Raw genomic sequence first — 18635 nt, forward strand, 5'->3', positions numbered from 1 at the left:
GTGAGGGTGTAGCGGTGGGGACGGACGGGGTCAGGACAGGGCTGCTGCCGACCCGGTTCCGCTCTGCGCGCCGGTCTGGCACTGCGAGCAGAGCCCCCAGAAGACGACCTCGGCCTCGTCGATCTCGAAACCGTGGGCCTGCGAAGGGTCGAGGCACGGAGCCTCACCGACGGCGCAGTCCACGTCCACGACGGTCCCGCAGCTGCGGCACACGAGGTGGTGGTGGTTGTCTCCGGTACGGGTTTCGAACCTCGCGGGCGATCCCGCGGGCTCGATACGTCTAAGCAGGCCGGCGGCGGTGCACGCCTTGAGGACGTCGTATACCGCCTGGGTGGAGACCGATCCCAGCTCTTCACGAACTACGGCCGCAATGTCGTCGACGTCGGAATGCGGGCGTACGGCAACCGCATTCAACACTGCAACACGTGGCGCAGTGACACGCAGGCCCACCTCGCGCAGCTGCGCTTTGGGATCCGTGTCGTGTCGCATGTGTTCCAGTATCGCGCCTTTTTGGAATTAGTCAAGAAAAGGATGCGTCGAAAATTCTTGACATGTCGGAAATCTCCGACATAAAGTCGCGGCGTGCCCGACGACGACGTCTTCATCGCCCTCGCCAACCCCGTGCGACGGCGCCTGCTGGAAATCCTGGTGGACGGCCCCCTCACCGCCGGAGACCTCGCCGGCCGGTTCGACCTCAGCCGGCCCGCGGTGGCAGAGCACCTACAGGTCCTGCGCCGGGCCGGACTCGTCCGCGACGAACCGTCCGGACGGCAACGGCACTACCACCTGACCGCCGAGCCGCTCGCCGACGTCGGCGACTGGCTACACCCGTTCGAGCGGTTCTGGCGTGGCCGCTTGCGCACACTCGCCGACTTCCTCGAGGAGGACTCGTGACCGACCGCACCACCACCAAGATCTCCGTCGATCAGTTCATCGCCGCGCCGCCCGCCAAGGTGTGGCGCGCCCTCACCGAGCCGGAACTGCTCGCCCGCTGGTGGGCCGCGGGCGACATCGCCGCCACGGTCGGGCATCGGTTCCACCTCGAGATGCCCGGCTGGGGCGCCGTTCCCTGCGAGGTGGTCGAGGTCGAACCCGAGCGGCGCTTCGTCTACACGTTCACCGAGAACTGGACGCTGGTCTGGCGCCTCGTTCCCGAGGGTGCGGGCACCCGCCTGTTCCTCGACCACTCCGGCTTCGACCTCGACGACAAGCGCAGCCGCGACGCGTTCGAGCGGATGGGTCCGGGCTGGCGCGACACCGTGCTGCCCCGTCTCGCCGGCGTGGTGGCGGACATCGGACCGCGACCTGCCTGATCGAGTCAGCGGAGTTGCGCGGGTCCGGTGGTCATCCGGCCGTCCGTGATCACGATGCCGTGGTGTGTGCCGGGCGTCAGCCAGTCACCGAGGGTGGGACCTTCGGCCGCCACGTCCACGCGGGCATATCGGAAATGGCCCCGCAGTCGTGCGGATGCCGTCACGAGGCCCCGGTCGCCGGGTTGCGCGAACCCCAGCGCTCCGACGATCGGTAGTCGCGGGCCGCGCGGCCGAGTGTTCGTGGTGACGCGCCACGCGTCGGACGACGCCTCGAAGTCGCCGTGCACGTCGCCGTCGAACTCGGCCGGCACCTTCGGCAGGCTCCAGTGCACCCGTCCGCCGTGTACGGAGGGTTCCGAATCCACGGCGATGAACGGGACCGCCATGCGGGGCAGGACGCCGATGCGACGACCGGGCGCGCGGAGCACCGGACTCGCGAGGATTTCCCGGTAGGGGCCGACCGGCGAGTCCAGGTAGTCGACCATCATCGCCAGGGTCAACGGCACGGTGGCGCCGTCGGGTCCGAGCGCGCGGGCGGCCGCAGTGCTGCGATGCCACCACAGCGTCGCGCGGACTCCCGCCGGCCACGGGGGCGACGCGCTCTCGGGCCAGTCGGTGCGCTGGGTGGTCGATTCAGGCACGCTCCACATCGACTGTCTCCCTTCGGGTTGCGACCGTCAGCGGGAGCCGCAGCGCACCCGGCGCATCGGCGGGCACCACCGGACTCCGGGGCGGCGACGGTTCGATACGTACGTATGGCTTGCCCGGTTCGGGCCGGGCATCGACCTCACCCTTGTTGGGCCACAACGCGAATGCACGCTCGGCCTGGGCGGTGATGGTCAGCGACGGGTTGACCCCGAGATTCGCGCTCACCACGGAACCGTCCGCCACGTGCAGGCCGTCGTGTCCGTACGCCCGCAGGTAGGGGTCGACGACACCGGTGTCCGGGGAGTCCCCGATGGTGCAACCCCCGAGGAAATGCGCGGTCATCGGAATGTTCACGACGTCGGCGAACGAACCGCCGGGGTCTCCCCCGATCCGCTCGGCCACCTTGCGGATGGCCGTGTGACCCTGCGGGATCCATTCAGGTGGTGGATCTCCGGGTCCGGGCCGGCTGGTCACCGCGCGGCCGAGGCGGCCTTTCCCCTTGGCCAGTTCGAGCGAATTGTCGTCGGTCTGCATGACGAGCGCGATCACGGTGCGCTCCGACCAGTGCCGTACTGAGAGGCTGCGCACGAACGCCCCGGGGCGACGCAACGCGACGCCCACCGTTTTCAGCAGCCGCGGCGTTCTGCCGCCGCCGTCGCTGAGGACCGTCTGCAACAGTCCGATCGCGTTGCTGCCCTTGCCGTACCGGACGGGTTCGATGTGGGTGTGATCGTCCGGGTGGAACGAGGACGTGATGGCCACACCCTTCGTGAAGTCGGTGGCGCGGTTCTTCGCCGTGGCCGCGAGGACCGCCTCGGAGTTGGTGCGCACCACCGATCCCAGCCGCGGCGACAACCGCGGCAGCGCACCGGATTCCTTCATCGCCAGCAGCAGCCGGGCGGTGCCGTACGTTCCCGCGGCGACCACCACTTGGTCGGCGGTGAACGTGTGCTCCCGCTTGCGGATTCCGTCGGTGCGGCGGGTCCGCAGCTCGTAACCGCCGCCCGCCCGGGGGTGCAACGCCTTCACCGTCGTCAGCGGATGCACCCGGGCGCCCGCCTTCTCGGCGAGGTGGAGGTAATTCTTGACGAGCGTGTTCTTCGCGCCCACCCGGCAACCCGTCATGCAACTGCCGCACTCGGTGCACCCCGTGCGCTCGGGTCCCACTCCGCCGAAGAACGGATCGGCCACCCGCGACCCTGGTTCGCCGAAGAAGACGCCCACCGGTGTGGACGTGAACGTCTCACCGGCGCCCATCTCCTCAGCCACCTCGCGCATGACGGCGTCGGCGGGGGTGAACGACGGATTGGTCGTCACGCCCAGCATCCGTTTCGCCTGCTCGTAATACGGGGCCAGCTCCGACTGCCAGTCGGTGATGTGCGCCCACTGCTTGTCCTCGAAGAAGCGGCGCGGCGGCTGGTAGAGGGTGTTCGCGTAGTTCAGCGATCCGCCCCCGACGCCCGCCCCGGCCATGACCAGGACGTCGGGGAGGAGGTGGATCCGTTGCACGCCGTAGCAACCCAGCCACGGCGCCCACAGGTAGCGCCGCAGCCGCCAGCTCGTCTCGGGCAGCTCGTCGTCGGCGAAACGTCTGCCCGCTTCGAGAACACCGACCCGGTAGCCTTTCTCGGTGAGCCGGAGCGCCGCGACGCTGCCACCGAAACCGGAGCCGACCACGATCACGTCGTAGTGCGTCACGCGACGGTCTCCTTCGCGGCCCTGCGTCGTGAGACGTAGTTTTCCTGGTCGAAGCGCTGCAGCTGGGAGCGGAACTTCCAGGTGAAGGTCGGCCACTGGACGGAGTTCCGTCCCTCGGAGTCGTAGTACCAGCTCGAGCAGCCGCCCTTGTTCCAGACGGTGGACTGCAGGTCGGACTGGATGCGGGTGTTGTACCGGCGCTGCGCCTCCTCGGTGACCTCGAAGGCGGTGATGCCGCTGTGGTGCATCGTGTTCAATGCGTCGGCGATGTACGCGGACTGCGATTCGAGCATGTAGACGATGGAGCTGTGCCCGAGGTTGGTGTTGGGACCGTACATCAGGAACAGGTTGGGGAACCCGGCGACGGTGGTCCCCTTGTACGCGCTCGGGCTCCCGTCCCAGTGCTCGGCGAGCGTGCGGCCGTTCGCACCGCGCAACGCGTGCGCCACAGGCGGTTCCGTCGGCGTGAAGCCGGTCGCGAAGATGATGGTGTCGACCTTGTGCACGCCCCCCACCGCGTCGACCACGCCGTCCGGCGTGACCGCGGCGAGTCCCGCGTCTACGAGCGTGACGTCGGGACGGTCGAGGGTCCGGAGCCAGTCGTTCGACAGCAGCATCCGCTTGCAGCCGATCGTGAAGTTCGGCGTGAGCTTGCGGCGCAGTTCGGGATCGCGCACCTGCCTGCGCAGGTGCACCTTGGCTACCATTTCGAACACCGGCAGCAGCCCGGTCGCGTGCGCGAGCACACCACCCAGGGCCTCGCGGAAGCTGTACACGGACCCACGGACAGCCTTCTGCACCAACGGCAGTCGCCGGTAGAGGGCCTTCTCGGAGCCGGACAGTTCGCGGTCGAGGCGCGGGATCACCCAGGCGGGCGTGCGCTGGAACACGGTGAGATGCTCGGCCGCGGGCGCGATCTCCGGGACGAACTGCACCGCAGACGCACCGGTGCCGATCACGGCCACGCGCTCACCGGTGAGGTCGTGGTCATGGTTCCACGTCGCCGAATGGAACGTGGTGCCGCCGAACGTCTCCAGCCCCGGCATGTCCGGGACGCTGGGCGTCGACAGCGCACCGGTCGCGACCACCACGACATCGGCGGTCAGCGTTCCGCGGCTCGTCCGGACGGTCCAGATGGTCTCGCCATCGTCCCAGTGCGCTTCCTGCAGTTCACAATCGGTCACCACCCGGGACCGGACACCGGTGTCGGCCGCGACCTTCTTCAGGTAACGGTGGATCTCGGGTTGGCGGGCGAACGTGTGACTCCAGTCGGCGCTCGGCGCGAACGAATACGAGTACAGCGACGTCGGAACGTCGCACGCACACCCGGGGTAGGTGTTGTCTCGCCACGTGCCGCCGACGTCGTCGCCGCGCTCGATGATCAGGACGTCGGCCTGCGGCTGCGTCTGCAGGATGCGCGCCGCCAGTCCCATACCGGCGAAACCTGCCCCCACGATGAGGGTGTGTACGTGCTGCGGAAGATTCACGACTTCTCCACCTTCGATTCCCACACGGGCAACAGCCGCGCGCGTAGTGACTGTTCGGCCTCGGGGGTGCGGAACAGTGCCGACACCGCCAGACCGCGAACCAATTCGATAGTGAGCTCGATGGCGTCGGCGTCGAACCGATCGCCGAACACCGCCGCCGACCCGCGGCGCAGAGCGTCGTTGACCTTCCGCTCGAGCGGAACTGTCGCCCCGTACAGCGCCGGGTCGGTGCGGGCGGCCACCCACAGCTCGAGGGCCGCATAGAACAGCGGGCCGGAGAAGGCGTCGGCGAGCACTTCGACGCCCCGACCTGCGTCCACTTCGGCGGCGAGGATCTCCTGCAGCCGCTTGTCCACGAGATGTTCCACGGCGGCCACCACCAGCGACTCCTTGGTCGGGAAATGGTGCAGCTGCGCGCCGCGCGACACCCCCGCCCGACGGGCGATGCCCTGCGTGGTGGTGCGGGCGTACCCGAGCTCGACCAGGGAGTCTACGGCCGCGTCGAGCAGCTTCGTGCGCATCGCCGCGGTCCGCTCGGCCTGCGTGCGGGCCGGCTTGACTACTTCTGTGTCAGGTGTCACACCTAGCACTGTAGGCGGAAAAAAGAAAACAGTCCAGACTGCTTTTAAGTTTGCGCTACGCGCCCGTGAGCATTTATTAACGTCCGGCGGTTAATAAGTACTCACGGGCCTAGGGCACCAGGCGGTACCGCAGCATCATGTCGTGGTCCTCGTGATCGAGCATGTGGCAGTGCCACACGTAGCCCTGCAGGGGATGCGACGACTGCTCCATGTGGCCGTGGCCGCCTTCGGAGTGATCCATCGTGTGCGCCGACATCCCGAACGTGGCGTCCGGGTCGAAGCCGAGTTCGTCGGCGGTCGGGAACCGGACGACGATCCGGGTGATCGAGTTCGCGTCCGCGATCACCGTGTCCTTGAACCCCGACTCCCACACCTGGGGCGCCAGTTTCGGCCCGAGCACGAACGGGTCCGCCGACGGCGTCCACCGCATCCCTACCGCGGGCACCGGGACGGCCTGCATCAACGCGTTCGTGTCGATCGCCTGCCGCCCGACCACCCGGAACGTCACCAGATGCAGGTGGATCGGATGCGGTTCGGGCGTGACGTTGACGATGTTCCACTGCTCGACCGTCCCCTGCCGGGGCATCTCGATGTCATCGGTCGTGTAACGCAGGTTGTTCAGCGACATCAGCGGCGACGGCTGACCGAGACCCTGCGCGAGCTGCATCACCGACACGTTGCGCACCACCGACGGCCGCGCGACGGGCGGGAGGACGGCGAGACCACGGCTCGCGCCCCGCAAAGTCTCCGGCACGCCACCGGTGAACCCGGCGGCGGTCCCCACCCGGAACCGGCAGAACCGCGGCATGATCTGCACCCCGCGCTGCGCGACCTGCGCCGGAATCGGCTCGTCGTTACGCAGTTCCACCGTCGTGCCGGGTGCGAGGGTCCCGAAGTCGACGAGGAGGTCCACCCGCTCGCCGGGTCCGAGCCGGACGTGCTCGGTGGCGACCGGCGCGTCGAGCAGCCCGCCCTCGGCGCCGATCACCCAGAACCTCATCCGGTTCTCGAAGAACAGATTCCACACGCTGAACGATGCGGCGTTCACCATCCGCAGGCGGTACAGGCCCCGTGCCACCGACATTTCCGGCCACACCTTGCCGTTCACCACCCCCACGTCACCGGGTGTGGCTGCCTCCCAGCTGCCCTGCGGGTTCAGCGGGTTGGACCGGACACTCTGCCGTCCGTCGTCGGTGAAGTTCTTGTCCTGCAACACCAGCGGAAGTTCGAACTCCCCCGAGGGCAGACCGAGCGGGTTGCCGGTCCCACCGGTGTCGTACTCGTCGCGCAGCAGGTACATGCCTGCCAGCCCGGCGTAGATGTTGAGCCGGGTGACGCCCATCGCGTGGTCGTGATACCAGAGCGCGCAGGCCTCCTGCCGGTTCGGGAACTCGTGCACCATCCCCTGCCCGGGCCGCATCGTGTCCTCGGGGTGTCCGTCGAACTCGGGGGGCGTCCGTCCGCCGTGCAGGTGCAGCGACGTCGGCACCTGGGTGCGGTCCTGCTCGCTCACGCCGTGGATCCGCGTGTCGACGTCGGCGGCGAGGGGGTTGCTCGCGATGTCGTTGCGGTAGGTCAGTGAGGTCCGTTCGCCGACGTGGGCTTCGATCGTCGGGCCCAGGTAGTCCATGCCGCCGTAGCCGAGCGCCGGGGACGCCGGCAGGTCGGGATGGAACACGTGCGTCGTGCTGTTCGCGTGCACCTCGACGGAGCTCCCACCCACCATCGGCAACGGAGGCAACTGTTCCCGGAACGGCTGGAGCGGCGGCGAGGAGAAGACGAACGGCCGCAGCGGATCGATCCCGAACGGGTACGCGCTCGCCGATCCCACCCCGACCGTCCCCAGCCCGGCCGTTAGCGCCAGTCCACGAACGAACGACCTACGCGGAATCCGTCCATCCATTCGGAGGAGCCCCCTGCACGGTGAGAACAACATTGTGAATCGAGTAGCCGACGGTACCGCAACCGTTGCCCCTCTCACCGGGTTTACGGGACGTCCCTTCGCACGGCGGCCGTCGTCGTGCCAGTCTGACCCCATGACTGGTGCAGCTCCGAAGAACATGGCGTGGATCCCCGGGGGCACCTTCTGGATGGGTTCGGAGGACTTCTACCCCGAGGAACGGCCCGTCCACCAGGTGACCGTCGACGGGTTCTGGATGGACACGCACCAGGTCACCGTCGCCGAGTTCCGGCGATTCGTGAAGGACACCGGTCACGTCACGACCGCCGAGATCGCCCCCGACCCCGCGCAGTACCCGGGCGCGGATCCGGCTCTGCTCGTGCCCGGTTCGCTGGTGTTCATCCCGACACCGGGACCCGTCCCGCTCGACGATTACACCCGCTGGTGGTCGTTCACCCCGGGCGCGGACTGGCGGCACCCCGAGGGTCCGGGCAGCAACGTCGGCGGACGCGAACGCCATCCCGTCACGCACGTGTCGTGGTTCGACGCCCGCGCCTACGCGGAGTGGGCCGGCAAGGACCTGCCGACCGAGGCCGAATGGGAGTTCGCGGCCCGCGGCGGCCTGGACCGGAAGCCATTCGTGTGGGGCGAGGAGCACGAACCGGGCGGCAGGCCCGGCGGGAACGTCTGGCAGGGACGGTTCCCGTGGGAGAACCTCCTCGAGGACGGCTACGCCGGGACGTCGCCGGTCGGCCATTTCCGGCCCAACGGTTACGACCTCAGTGACATGGCCGGCAACGTGTGGGAATGGACCACCGACTACTTCACGGTGGATCACTCCGAGAGCGGGAAGAACGTCGCACCCACCAGTTCCTGCTGCATTCCGACCAACCCGAGAGTCGACACGGCACGCGCCGAGAACCCGGACGAGCCCTACGCGCGCCGCGTGATCAAGGGCGGCTCGCATCTCTGCGCGCCCAACTACTGCCTGCGCTACCGACCCTCGGCCCGGCAGGGTGACACCGAGGAGACGTCGACGTGCCATATCGGGTTCCGGTGCATCATCCGCCCGTGACGGGCGTTCTCACCTGACGCGGATGATGACAAGCGGGCCCGAACGGTGTTCGCTCGAGGTGTGCGGTCGACGAAACTGTCTGTGGCGCTGGCCAGGGAAGCTCTGGCCGCGCGCACCGAAACGGCCAACGGCTGGTTGCAGGGCACACCTCCCGGCCGTACCGTTCGGCGCGTCATCGACGGGCTGATCGAGATCGAACTCGTCGACCGGTCGATGACGCTCGCCGCCAGGATCTTCACGTCGGTGCTGCCCGTGATGATTGCGGCGTCGACGCTGAGCAGTTGGAACGTGACCGCACGTACCATCAAGACCCAGTTCGGCTTCGACCCCACGGAACTGACGTCCACGTCCGGCACCGTCGACACCACCGACGCCTCCTTCGCCGCGTTCGGGGTCGTCGGTCTGCTGATGATCGCGATCAGCGGTACGTCCTTCGCGAGGGCCCTCGCCCGGATCTACGGAAAGATCTGGAACGTCCCGTCGATCAATCTCCGAGACGCCTGGCGGTGGCTCGTCGTCCTGTTCGCCGTTGCGCTGTCGGGGACGGCGATCGGCGTGGCCAGCGAGCTTACGAGCATCCGATTCATCGGGCCACCTCTCGCCGTCGCCGGGGAGTTCGCGGTGTGGATGGCAGTGTGGACCCTCAGCCCGTACCTGTTGACGATAGGCACCCTCAAGGGTCGCGTGCTCTGGGCGACGGGCGCGCTGACCGCCGCCGCGCTCACCGCTCTCCACGTCGGCGGACGTCTCGTCCTGCCCCGGATCACCGCCGCCGCGCAACACCAATTCGGGCCGCTCGGCCTGGTGTTCACCGCGATCAGCTGGCTGTTCGTCTTCTCCGTCGTCATCGTGGGTTCCGCGGTGATCGTCAAGGCCATCGCGCTCGACGAGGGCTACGTCGGTCATTACCTGCGCGGACCGGACGCCGTCGCGTCAGAACAAGCCGCCGAAACCCTTGCCCAGGACGACGGCGCCCATCACGAGTAGCAGCACGCTCATCACCGCGGCGTTGTTGGCCTGGAGCCAGACCTTGAGATTGTCGAGGGTCCCCCGCATCTTGTCTGCGGCGACGGCGTAGGCGATCACCGGGACGAGGACGGTCGATCCGGCCAGCACGGTGTACACGATCAGGGCCACCACCTGCTCGCTGCCGTTCACGCCGGCCGTGCCGATCCCGACGCCCGCGGACACGCAGAGCAGCAGGTTCTTGGGATTGATTGCCGCCAGCGCAAATCCGAGTCCGGTGGATTTCACGAAGTTCAGGTCGTCGATGGCCTGCATCCACTTCGGTGGCTCCGCGTGGGCGTTGCGGCTTCTCCACTGCCGTCCCGCGAGCAGGAGCAGCAGCACACCGAGAATTACCTTCACCCAGGACGCTGTCGCGGAGGGACCTTCGGAGTCGGACGTGTCGATGCTGCCGGCGAGGAGCATGAAGATGCCCGTCGCGACGAGGATGCCCAGTATCCAGCCGACACCGAAGCCCGCGCTCGCACCGCCCGCACGCTTCGACAGCAGCATCAGGATGACGGCGATGATCGGGATCGGCGAGATCGCGACACCTACCGCGAGCGGTAACAGTTCTCCGATGACTGAGCCCATGTCCGAACCGTAGGGTGGGGGCGTCGTCTCCGCCTCGCACGTGTCGGGTGAACCCAGGTGAGTGGCAAAGTGTGCTCGGGTACGCGTTGCCACTCACCTGGGGGACAGCACGCGCGCCGCGAACGCGAGGGACTCCGGCATGGAGGCCATCAATGATTCGCGGTGGTTCTCGGCGACGAGTTGCTGGTATTCGACGTTCACGCCGTGCTGCTGCGTCTCGGCGAGCTGCACCCACGTCAACGGAATCGGCACCGACGTGTCGGACAGACTGTGCACCACCCGCAGAGGGCGGTCGAAGCCGTCGACGGGCACCTGCTGCATCTCCCGGAACAGCTCCCGGAACTGCTCGTTCCACAAGGGCGCCGCGAACAGGTCGCCGACCGAAGTGGGATGGGCGAGCAGGTACCGGCCGAGTTCCCGGCTGCACGTCACCTTCGCCAGCTCCATCAATTCGATTCCCTTCGGCGACAGATACCGCCGGATGTCGACCTCGGGCCGCTGGTCGTCGATGCCGGCGAGGGTCAGCAACGCGTAGTTCACGATTCCGGTCGTCGGCAGTGCCGGAATCGCGGGACCCGCGGCCGGGAAGAGCTGTTCGAGGTGTGTCGGCGCCGCCACGGCGACGGCACCCCGATAGTCGAGCGCGGGTGCCCGGGCGGCGGCCTCGTGGGCGGCGAAGTAGGTCGCGTGCCCGCCCTGCGACAGTCCCGTGACGATCCACCGGTCGCTGAGCACGTCGCCGTAGACGTCGTGTGCGGTCAGGACGATGTCGACGGCGTTCGCGGCAGCCGCAGGACCGTCGAGGTAGGCATTCACACCGGCCGTGCCGATTCCCGCGTAATCCGTTGCCACGACGGCGTACCCGGCGGCGAGCCACTGTTCGATCGCGGGCAGTTCGACGTAGTTGAACCCGGCGACCGACGGTGCGCACTGGTCGGCGATCCCGACCGTGCCGTGTGCGTAGGAGACCACCGGCCAGCCGCCGTCGGGTGGATCACCACGGGGCAGGAAGATCGATCCGGTCGACTCACCGGCCGCGGTCGCGGTGCGCAGCGTCGAGTAGCGGACCCGGACGCTGTCGCCTGCCTGGGTGGGGACCGCGGCCGGTGGAAGTTCTTCCTGCGACAGCAGGATTCCCGGATGCGCGGACGCCTCGCCCGCACCGGTGAGCAGCAACAGAACCGCCGCCACCGCAGCACCGACGACTCTCATCGGCCCAGTATCCACCCGCACAAACAGACGTGAGTGGCAAAGCGTGCGGAAGCACACCTTGCCACTCACGTGGGGGGAGATCAGACCAGCAGTTCGGCGATCTGAATGGTGTTGAGGGCGGCACCCTTACGCAGGTTGTCGCCGGACACGAACAGTGCCAGACCGCGACCCTCGGGGACACCCGGATCCTGACGGATACGCCCGACCAGCGACGGGTCGCTGCCCGCGGCCTGGAGCGGGGTGGGGACGTCCACGAGTTGCACACCGGGAGCCGTCGACAGGAGCTCCTGCGCACGCTCCACCGACAGCGGACGCTCGAATTCGGCGTTGATCGACAGCGAGTGGCCCGTGATCACGGGGACGCGGACACACGTGCCCGACACCAGCAGGTCGGGCAGGCCGAGGATCTTGCGGCTCTCGTTGCGGAGCTTCTGGTCCTCGTCCGTCTCACCGCTGCCGTCGTCGACGATCGAGCCGGCCAGCGGCAGGACGTTGAACGCGATCGGTGCGACGTACTTGTTCGGGGCCGGGAAGTCGACGGCGCTGCCGTCGTGCACCAGCTTCTCCGCGTCGTCGATGACGGCGCGGGCCTGGCCCACCAACTCCTCGACACCGGCGATGCCGCTGCCCGACACGGCCTGGTAGCTCGACACGATGAGACGCTGCAGACCGGCCTCGTCGTGCAGAACCTTCAGCACCGGCATCGCGGCCATCGTGGTGCAGTTGGGGTTGGCGATGATGCCCTTCGGCGGGTTCTTCGCCTGCTCCGGGTTGACCTCGCTGACGACCAGCGGCACGTCGGGGTCCTTGCGGAACGCCGACGAGTTGTCGACGACCGTGGCGCCTGCCGCGGCGAACCGCGGGGCCTGCTCACGAGAGAGCGTCGCACCGGCCGAGAACAGGGCGATGTCGATGCCCTTCAGGTCCTCGTCGGACGTCGCGGATGCGTCCTCGACGACGATCTCCTCGCCGCGGAACGGCAGCTTCTTGCCCGCCGACCGCGCGGAGGCGAAGAACCGCACCTTGTCCGCGGGGAAGTTCCGTTCCTCGAGGAGGGTGCGCATGACGATGCCGACCTGTCCGGTCGCACCGACGACAGCGATGGTGGTCATGATCTACCGTCCCGTTCCTGCGTGCACGACAGCTTCTTCGTCGCCGCCGAGCTCGAATGCATCGTGGATAGCCTTCACGGCCTTGTCCAGCTCCACGTCCTTGACGAGCACCGAGATGCGGATCTCCGACGTGGAGATGAGGTCGATGTTGACACCGGCCTTCGCGAGAGCCTCACAGAACGTCGCGGTGACGCCCGGGTGGCTCTTCATGCCGGCGCCGACCAGCGACACCTTGCCGATGTGGTCGTCGAACAGCACCTGCGTGAAGCCGATCTCGCCCTGCAGCTTGGTCAGCTTCTCGACGGCGCGCGGGCCGTCGGCGGTGGGCAGCGTGAACGTGATGTCGGTCTTGCCGGTTTCGACCTTCGAGATGTTCTGCAACACCATGTCGATGTTGATCTCCGCCTCGGCCACCGCGCGGAAGACCTGCGCGGCGTAACCCGGGGTGTCGGGCAGGCCGACGACGGTGATCTTGGACTCGCCGCGATCGTGCGCGACTCCGGTGATGATTGCCTCTTCCACGGGGATGTCCTCCATCGATCCGGACACGATGGTGCCCGGCTTGGTCGTGTATGACGAACGGACGTGCACAGGCACGTTGTATCGGCGGGCGTACTCGACGCAGCGGAGCATGAGCACCTTCGCGCCGCACGCCGCGAGCTCGAGCATCTCTTCGAACGACACCGTCTCGAGACGCTGCGCGTCGGGAACGATGCGCGGGTCGGCGGTGAAGATGCCGTCGACGTCGGTGTAGATCTCGCAGACGTCGGCCTCGAGGGCCGCTGCGAGGGCCACCGCGGTGGTGTCCGAACCGCCGCGCCCGAGGGTCGTCACGTCCTTGCTGTCCTGGCTGACGCCCTGGAATCCGGCGACGAGGACGATCGAGCCCTCGTCGAGCGCATCCCGGACGCGGCCCGGTGTGACGTCGATGATCTTGGCGTTGCCGTGAGCACCGGTGGTGATGACGCCCGCCTGCGAGCCCGTGAACGAACGGGCCTCCGCACCGAGCGAATGGATTGCCATTGCGACGAGAGAATTGGAAATGCGCTCACCGGAGGTCAGCAGCATGTCCATTTCGCGGGCGGGTGGGGCTGGGCACACCTGCTGAGCCAGATCGAGCAGCTCATCAGTGGTGTCCCCCATCGCTGAAACCACGACGACGACATCGTTGCCGGCCTTCTTGGTCTCGACGATCCGTTCAGCCACTCGTCGGATTCTCTCGGCGGTTGCCACCGAGGATCCGCCGTACTTCTGGACGACGAGAGCCACGCGTTTCTACCTCCAGGTCGATGAATCTGTACTGGTCCAGCTGTCGAGCTTACCGGCGGAGTCCAATCTGATCCCGGGTGAGTCCGTTCGGCCGCCTATCCGAACGCCGTGTTCGCGGCGTCCGCGACCCTCGCCACGGCCGCGCAGTTCGGCCCGTGAACAGTGACGACTGCACCCGCGTGACCGAGCCTTCGGGTGAACTCGTCGACTACCGCTCCGGGCCGTGTGACGTCGATCGGCTCACCCATCGGGCTCGTCCACCGGCATCGGTCGCCGACTGTCTCCGGCTCGGCGGCAACGGGTGGTCGGTTTTCCTTGACCGGCGACATCGTGAACGACACGGTCACCTCGCTCCCGGGCACCCGATTCGGGTTCGGAAACAGGACGCAGTCGAACGGGGTGGGCGGTGCTTCCGGATCGACGACAAGTCCGCCCGCTGTGGTCCCCAGCACGTCGAGCACTTCGCACGGGTCGTGGACCGCGAGCGCCACCTGACGCGGGGACGTCGGGTCGCGAGCGGGCAGTCCCGACCGCATCCTGTCGATCGCCGAGCCGAGCACCGCGTCGGCGAGCGGGCAGGCGTCCTGGCCGGCGACGGTTCCGGCGCGGACGCTCGCCAGCTGCCGCCCCTCCTGCTCCTGGTCGGTTCCGAGGTTCAACCGGAAGACGCGCTCGCACGTCCCGCGGGTCGGATCGGCGCCCGCGCCTCGATAGACGGTCACGCCGTCGACCGCGTCCGGCCCGGTCAGCGCCGCGTCGGACAGCATCGACGGCAGCAGGGACAACTCCACGTACGTGGTCGCGCCGCCGGGCCGGACCATCAGCGCCGAACACAACGGCAGTTGGACGGCGGACCCGTACTGCTGGACTGTCCCGGCGCCCCGCAGCACTGCCTCGTCGAGCAGTCCGCACGGATCGGCGTGGCGGAGTGCGTCCTCGACGTGGACCTGCCGTTGCTGCTCCGGCGTCAGTTCCTGCAGCGGCGACGCCCCCGCAGTCCCCGACACGCTGTGCGCACATCCGGACGTGAACACGGCGCACAGGAGCGCCGCGGCAACCTTCTTCACTCGATCCCCCTCGAATCGGCACGAACACTACCGCCGACTCGGAATCATCGGAGAGAGGAAGGGACGCCGTGAACCAGACCGATCATGTCGGGAACGAGCAGCCGGATCGGATCGCTCACCAGCGCCCCCTGATCACCTGGTCCTCACGAAAGGTGGGATCTCGAACGTTCCGTCGAACACCTCCGGCTTCGGGCTGTACATCCGAAGCATCGGCCGGAACCCGACTGCCGGTGTCGGCAACCAGTTGGCGCGGGCGACCGGATCGGTCGGGGCGACGGCGCTGAGCGTGATGGTCAGCGAACCGTCGTCCGCGAACACCAGTCCCGGCGTGCGGTCACCGATCGAATAGCGGTCGATCGGATTGTCGACGAGGTAGAACTCCGGAAGGTCGTACATGGTGATAGACCAGAACGCGTCGACCGGCGGGGTCGGCGCGAACGTGAGTGTGTAGGTGTGTTCGCCGGACAGTTCGTTGCCTTCGCTGTCGTGGTAGATCGGCGCGTACGCGGCCTCGTAGCCGTGGTTTCCCCACAGTCCCGCCATCGCGGCGCCGGCCCGCAGTCCCAGCGCCTTCGAGCGGTCCTCGATGCGCCACTCGGGTGAGTCGAGGGTGCCGATCTCGAAGTAGTCGTCGTTGTAGTCGAAGGCGTGGTACATCAACTGCCAGCCGTTGACCACCTCGCTACCTGCGCCCGATTTCAGCGCGGTCGTCAGCGATTGGCGCCCGGCCTCGGCTCCGGCCGTGAGCACGGACGCGAGGTCCGGCGGCGCCTCGAGGTACGGCGACGGCCCGGTCTCGAGCAACCCGAGCGGAGCGAACGCCTGCTGCGCGACGAGGTCCTGCGCGGAAGGAGGGTACGCCTGCGAGTACACCCGCAGCTTCTCCCAGAATTGAAGTTCCTCGGGGACGTTCGGGTCGGGTATCGGCAGGCCCTCCGCCGGTTCCTGGTCGCCGACGGGTTCCAAGGTCAGGGCCGACTGCAGTCGCTTCACCCGCTCCAGGTCTGCCTCACCGTCGCAGGCCCAGCGGCCGATAACGGTGCCCACCGCGGTCGGGAACGCGATCTGCGTCGCGCCGTCGGGGACCTCACCGGACCACCCGGGGCCGGTCAGCAGGAAACGGCCGGCCGCAGTACCCGTCGCGCGTTTGCCGACGTACGCGAAGTTGTCGGTCCACGCATCGACGAATTGCAGCACGTAGTACGCGCCACCGGCGTCCGGCACTCGCAGCAATTGCGGTCCGTGGCCGAGATCGGTCTGGGCGATCGAGTAGATGGTGTCGTTGTTGACCGAGACGAACGTGTCCTGCGGCCCCGGAGTGTGCGCGCGTGGCTGAAGGTGTTGAAGGGTCCCGCGTCGAGGCTCCCCATCCCCTCCGACACGAAGCGGTTCACCTGGTCGAGGTCGAACACCAGCGGAAATCCGTACACCCACGCCTTCGCGGCGAGTTCCTGCAATTCTCCACTCACTACTGTCTCCTGTCATGGGCGGCTCCGCCGCCGCGCCTACTGTCGGTCCGGTTCCGCGAGTGCCTCACGCACGGTCGGATAGAGGTCGACGGGGGTCGAGTCCGAACCCGAGTGTCGAATCGCGTCCCGGAACTGCCCGATGTCCCGCGCCACGCGTAGCTCGATTCCCCGGCGCGCGAGCACATCCCGCAACTGCACGAGCATCTGCGCGGCACTGACGTCGATGAACGGCGACGTCTCGGCGTCGAGGACCACCACTCGCGTGTCGTCGGTGCACAGGTCCTCGATGCGGTCCTTGACGTGATCGGCGTTCGCGAAGAACAGTCCCGCCTCGACTCGCACCACGACCACGTGCGGTGTGGTCGGGAGGTCGGGGTGACGCTCGGCGTCCACCCACAGCGACCCTTCCTTCGCGAGCGCCGCGACGTGGGGACGCGACGCCCGGTAGAGCAGCAACAGCATCGACACGCCGATGCCGATGACGAGTCCGGGCAGGGTGTCGAACAGGAGCACGCCCACCATCGCGGCGAGGGCGGCCGCGAAATCGGCACGCGCGGCGTATCCGTAGATGCTGCCGAGTCTTTCGGTCCACACCCCGTAGAGACGGCGCAGCGCGGAGATGTCCACGAGTTCGATGACGGCGGCGATGACCACCGCGGCGAGCGTCGCCTCGGGGAGTTTCTCGAACAGTCCGGTGAGGAACAGCAGGGTCACCACGGTGAGGACCGCGACGACGAGACCGCTGACCTGCGATTTGGCACCGGCCCCGCCGTTGACCGCCGTCTTGGAGAGGCTCCCGTTCACCACCATTCCCGAGCACAGCCCGGAGCCGAGATTGGCTGTGCCGAGGCCGAGGAGTTCCCGGTTGGCGTCCACCTCGTAGCCCTCTTTCGCGGCGTACGTCTTCGCGGCACCGAGCCCTTCCGCGAACCCGATGAGCAGCACGCCCACTGCGGGGCCGAGAAGGTCGATGTAGTCGTCGAATCCGACACCGTCCGGCAGTCCCACCGACGGCAGACCGGAGTCGATGTGACCGACGATGTCGACACCTCGACCGTCCAAACCGAACACGGCGACCGCGGCGATCCCGAGGAGGACGGCCAGCAGCGAACCGGGGACGAGCGGCAGCCACCGCTTGAATCCGAGAACCACGACGAGACTGAGGACGCCGACGGCGAGTGTGCCCCAGTCGATGTCGCCCAGGTGGGTGACGACTCCCCAGGCCTGTTCGAAGAAGTTGCCGTGCTCCTTCTCCACGCCGAAGAGGGCAGGAACCTGCCCGATGATGATGGTCAGAGCCAGCCCGACGATGAAGCCCTTCAGCACCGGCTCCGAGATGAACGACGCGATGAAGCCCAGACGGAGGAGCCCCGCCAGCAGCCCGGCGATGCCGGTGGCAATCGCCAGCACTGCTGTCAGGGCGGCGTACTTGCCGCCGTCCGCCCCGGCGAGCGGCGCGACGATGGCAGCCGACAGGGCGGCCGTCGCCGACATCGGCCCGACCACCAGATGCCGGGAACTGCCGGCCGCCGCGTAAAGAATCAGGGCGGGTATCGCCGCGTACAGACCGACGACAGGGGGAACTCCCGCGATGGTCGCGTAGGCCAGGGCCTCCGGGACCAGCACGGCCCACACGGTCAGGCCCGCGATCACGTCGGGCCTGACCCATCCTTTCCGATACTCCTGCAGCGAGCCGAATACCGGCCAGGTGCCGGTCGCGGAGCTCACCACGTCGTCATCGTCCTAGTCCCTGGCGGTGTCCCAGGTGGTGACCGCCCAGATCACGACGACGTCGAGCGCGATGATCAGAATCGACCACAGCGGGTAGTAGGGCAGCCAGAGGAAGTTCGCGAGGATCGACAGCGCGGCGATGCAGACGGCCACGACACGGGCCCAGGTGGCGCCCGTCATGAGGCCGATCGCGCTGATGACCAGAACGACGCCGAGAACGATGTGGATCCATCCCCACGCGGTGGTGTCGAACTGGTAGGTGTACTCGACGCCGATGACCAGCAGGTCGTCGGAGGCGACTGCGGCGATGCCCTGGAAAAAGGAGATCACGCCGACGGTCAGCAGCAATATCGCCGCTGCCAGCGACGTTCCCGCGGCAAAACCCTGTTTGACAGGGCTGTTGGTCCTGGACTCCGGATGTGTCGTCATGTCCTGCCCTTCTCGAAAGGATGTGCTCGAACAGTCGAATCGTGC

17 protein-coding genes and 1 pseudogene are annotated in these 18635 nt (G+C 67.8%); 4 read left to right on the forward strand and 14 right to left on the reverse strand.

The window, feature by feature from the left end; genetic code table 11:
• Nucleotides 1-30 precede the first annotated feature (30 nt).
• Nucleotides 31-489: a Fur family transcriptional regulator gene (locus tag GO592_RS28155; RefSeq protein WP_005256074.1), complete on the reverse strand. Its 459-nt coding sequence runs from the start codon at nt 487-489 to the stop codon at nt 31-33.
• 93 nt (nt 490-582) lie between these two features.
• On the opposite strand from GO592_RS28155, the gene GO592_RS28160 reads away from it, so the two are divergent.
• Nucleotides 583-894 (forward strand): ArsR/SmtB family transcription factor, encoded by a 312-nt coding sequence (locus GO592_RS28160; RefSeq protein WP_005256073.1) that lies wholly within the window; start codon nt 583-585, stop codon nt 892-894.
• Nucleotides 891-1313 (forward strand): SRPBCC family protein, encoded by a 423-nt coding sequence (locus GO592_RS28165; RefSeq protein WP_005256072.1) that lies wholly within the window; start codon nt 891-893, stop codon nt 1311-1313. The genes GO592_RS28160 and GO592_RS28165 overlap by 4 nt, the downstream gene beginning before the upstream one ends.
• A gap of 5 nt (nt 1314-1318) precedes the next feature.
• Here GO592_RS28165 and GO592_RS28170 read toward each other — a convergent pair whose 3' ends face one another.
• From GO592_RS28170 to GO592_RS28190, 5 genes are all read right to left on the reverse strand, one after another.
• Nucleotides 1319-1963: a hypothetical protein gene (locus GO592_RS28170; protein WP_039951786.1), complete on the reverse strand. Its 645-nt coding sequence runs from the start codon at nt 1961-1963 to the stop codon at nt 1319-1321.
• Nucleotides 1947-3659 carry an FAD-dependent oxidoreductase gene (locus tag GO592_RS28175; RefSeq protein WP_007298502.1) on the reverse strand — a complete coding sequence of 571 codons (1713 nt, stop codon included), beginning with the start codon at nt 3657-3659 and terminating at the stop codon, nt 1947-1949. Before GO592_RS28175 ends, GO592_RS28170 begins: the two co-directional genes overlap by 17 nt.
• Nucleotides 3656-5146 carry a flavin-containing monooxygenase gene (locus GO592_RS28180; RefSeq protein WP_007298501.1) on the reverse strand — a complete coding sequence of 497 codons (1491 nt, stop codon included), beginning with the start codon at nt 5144-5146 and terminating at the stop codon, nt 3656-3658. Before GO592_RS28180 ends, GO592_RS28175 begins: the two co-directional genes overlap by 4 nt.
• The gene (locus tag GO592_RS28185; protein ID WP_082324946.1) at nt 5143-5736 is read right to left on the reverse strand and encodes a TetR/AcrR family transcriptional regulator; all 594 of its coding nucleotides are present in this window, start codon (nt 5734-5736) and stop codon (nt 5143-5145) included. The genes GO592_RS28180 and GO592_RS28185 overlap by 4 nt, the downstream gene beginning before the upstream one ends.
• A gap of 100 nt (nt 5737-5836) precedes the next feature.
• Nucleotides 5837-7663: a multicopper oxidase family protein gene (locus GO592_RS28190; RefSeq protein WP_039951780.1), complete on the reverse strand. Its 1827-nt coding sequence runs from the start codon at nt 7661-7663 to the stop codon at nt 5837-5839.
• 100 nt (nt 7664-7763) lie between these two features.
• Here GO592_RS28190 and GO592_RS28195 point away from each other — a divergent pair, with 100 nt between their 5' ends.
• A complete protein-coding gene (locus tag GO592_RS28195; protein ID WP_039951778.1) occupies nt 7764-8702 on the forward strand; it encodes a formylglycine-generating enzyme family protein in 939 nt (312 codons plus the stop codon).
• Nucleotides 8703-8762: 60 nt separating this feature from the next.
• Nucleotides 8763-9689 (forward strand): hypothetical protein, encoded by a 927-nt coding sequence (locus GO592_RS28200; RefSeq protein WP_039951776.1) that lies wholly within the window; start codon nt 8763-8765, stop codon nt 9687-9689.
• Here GO592_RS28200 and GO592_RS28205 read toward each other — a convergent pair.
• The 8 genes and pseudogenes from GO592_RS28205 to GO592_RS28240 form a co-directional block, all read right to left on the reverse strand.
• Complete coding sequence (locus tag GO592_RS28205; protein WP_007298496.1) at nt 9636-10301, reverse strand: GAP family protein; 666 nt, start codon at nt 10299-10301, stop codon at nt 9636-9638. The two genes, GO592_RS28200 and GO592_RS28205, sit on opposite strands and share 54 nt — an antisense overlap.
• 93 nt (nt 10302-10394) lie before the next feature.
• A complete protein-coding gene (locus GO592_RS28210) occupies nt 10395-11513 on the reverse strand; it encodes an alpha/beta hydrolase (protein ID WP_007298495.1) in 1119 nt (372 codons plus the stop codon).
• A gap of 80 nt (nt 11514-11593) precedes the next feature.
• Nucleotides 11594-12625 carry an aspartate-semialdehyde dehydrogenase gene (locus tag GO592_RS28215; RefSeq protein WP_005564633.1) on the reverse strand — a complete coding sequence of 344 codons (1032 nt, stop codon included), beginning with the start codon at nt 12623-12625 and terminating at the stop codon, nt 11594-11596.
• Nucleotides 12626-12628: 3 nt separating this feature from the next.
• Nucleotides 12629-13894: an aspartate kinase gene (locus tag GO592_RS28220; protein WP_005248517.1), complete on the reverse strand. Its 1266-nt coding sequence runs from the start codon at nt 13892-13894 to the stop codon at nt 12629-12631.
• Between the two features lie 95 nt (nt 13895-13989).
• Complete coding sequence (locus GO592_RS28225) at nt 13990-14961, reverse strand: hypothetical protein (protein WP_007298494.1); 972 nt, start codon at nt 14959-14961, stop codon at nt 13990-13992.
• Between the two features lie 132 nt (nt 14962-15093).
• Nucleotides 15094-16430 (reverse strand): annotated as a pseudogene (locus tag GO592_RS28230) (DUF1254 domain-containing protein).
• A 36-nt stretch (nt 16431-16466) separates the two neighbouring features.
• Complete coding sequence (locus GO592_RS28235; RefSeq protein ID WP_005562087.1) at nt 16467-18161, reverse strand: SulP family inorganic anion transporter; 1695 nt, start codon at nt 18159-18161, stop codon at nt 16467-16469.
• 12 nt (nt 18162-18173) lie between these two features.
• The gene (locus GO592_RS28240) at nt 18174-18590 is read right to left on the reverse strand and encodes a DUF7144 family membrane protein (RefSeq protein WP_007298492.1); all 417 of its coding nucleotides are present in this window, start codon (nt 18588-18590) and stop codon (nt 18174-18176) included.
• Nucleotides 18591-18635: the final 45 nt, after the last annotated feature.

Origin of the sequence: Rhodococcus sp. 21391, from assembly GCF_016772255.1 — a bacterium.
Taxonomy (GTDB): domain Bacteria; phylum Actinomycetota; class Actinomycetes; order Mycobacteriales; family Mycobacteriaceae; genus Rhodococcus_F; species Rhodococcus_F opacus.

Excerpts from the sequence above, each read along its gene's own strand:
- GO592_RS28155 (WP_005256074.1), bottom strand. The coding sequence starts at position 489 with ATGCGACACGACACGGATCCCAAAGCGCAGCTGCGCGAGGTGGGCCTG.
- GO592_RS28170 (WP_039951786.1), bottom strand. The coding sequence starts at position 1,963 with ATGTGGAGCGTGCCTGAATCGACCACCCAGCGCACCGACTGGCCCGAG.
- GO592_RS28190 (WP_039951780.1), bottom strand. The coding sequence starts at position 7,663 with ATGTTGTTCTCACCGTGCAGGGGGCTCCTCCGAATGGATGGACGGATT.
- GO592_RS28195 (WP_039951778.1), top strand. The coding sequence starts at position 7,764 with ATGACTGGTGCAGCTCCGAAGAACATGGCGTGGATCCCCGGGGGCACC.
- GO592_RS28205 (WP_007298496.1), bottom strand. The coding sequence starts at position 10,301 with ATGGGCTCAGTCATCGGAGAACTGTTACCGCTCGCGGTAGGTGTCGCG.
- GO592_RS28210 (WP_007298495.1), bottom strand. The coding sequence starts at position 11,513 with ATGAGAGTCGTCGGTGCTGCGGTGGCGGCGGTTCTGTTGCTGCTCACC.
- GO592_RS28215 (WP_005564633.1), bottom strand. The coding sequence starts at position 12,625 with ATGACCACCATCGCTGTCGTCGGTGCGACCGGACAGGTCGGCATCGTC.
- GO592_RS28240 (WP_007298492.1), bottom strand. The coding sequence starts at position 18,590 with ATGACGACACATCCGGAGTCCAGGACCAACAGCCCTGTCAAACAGGGT.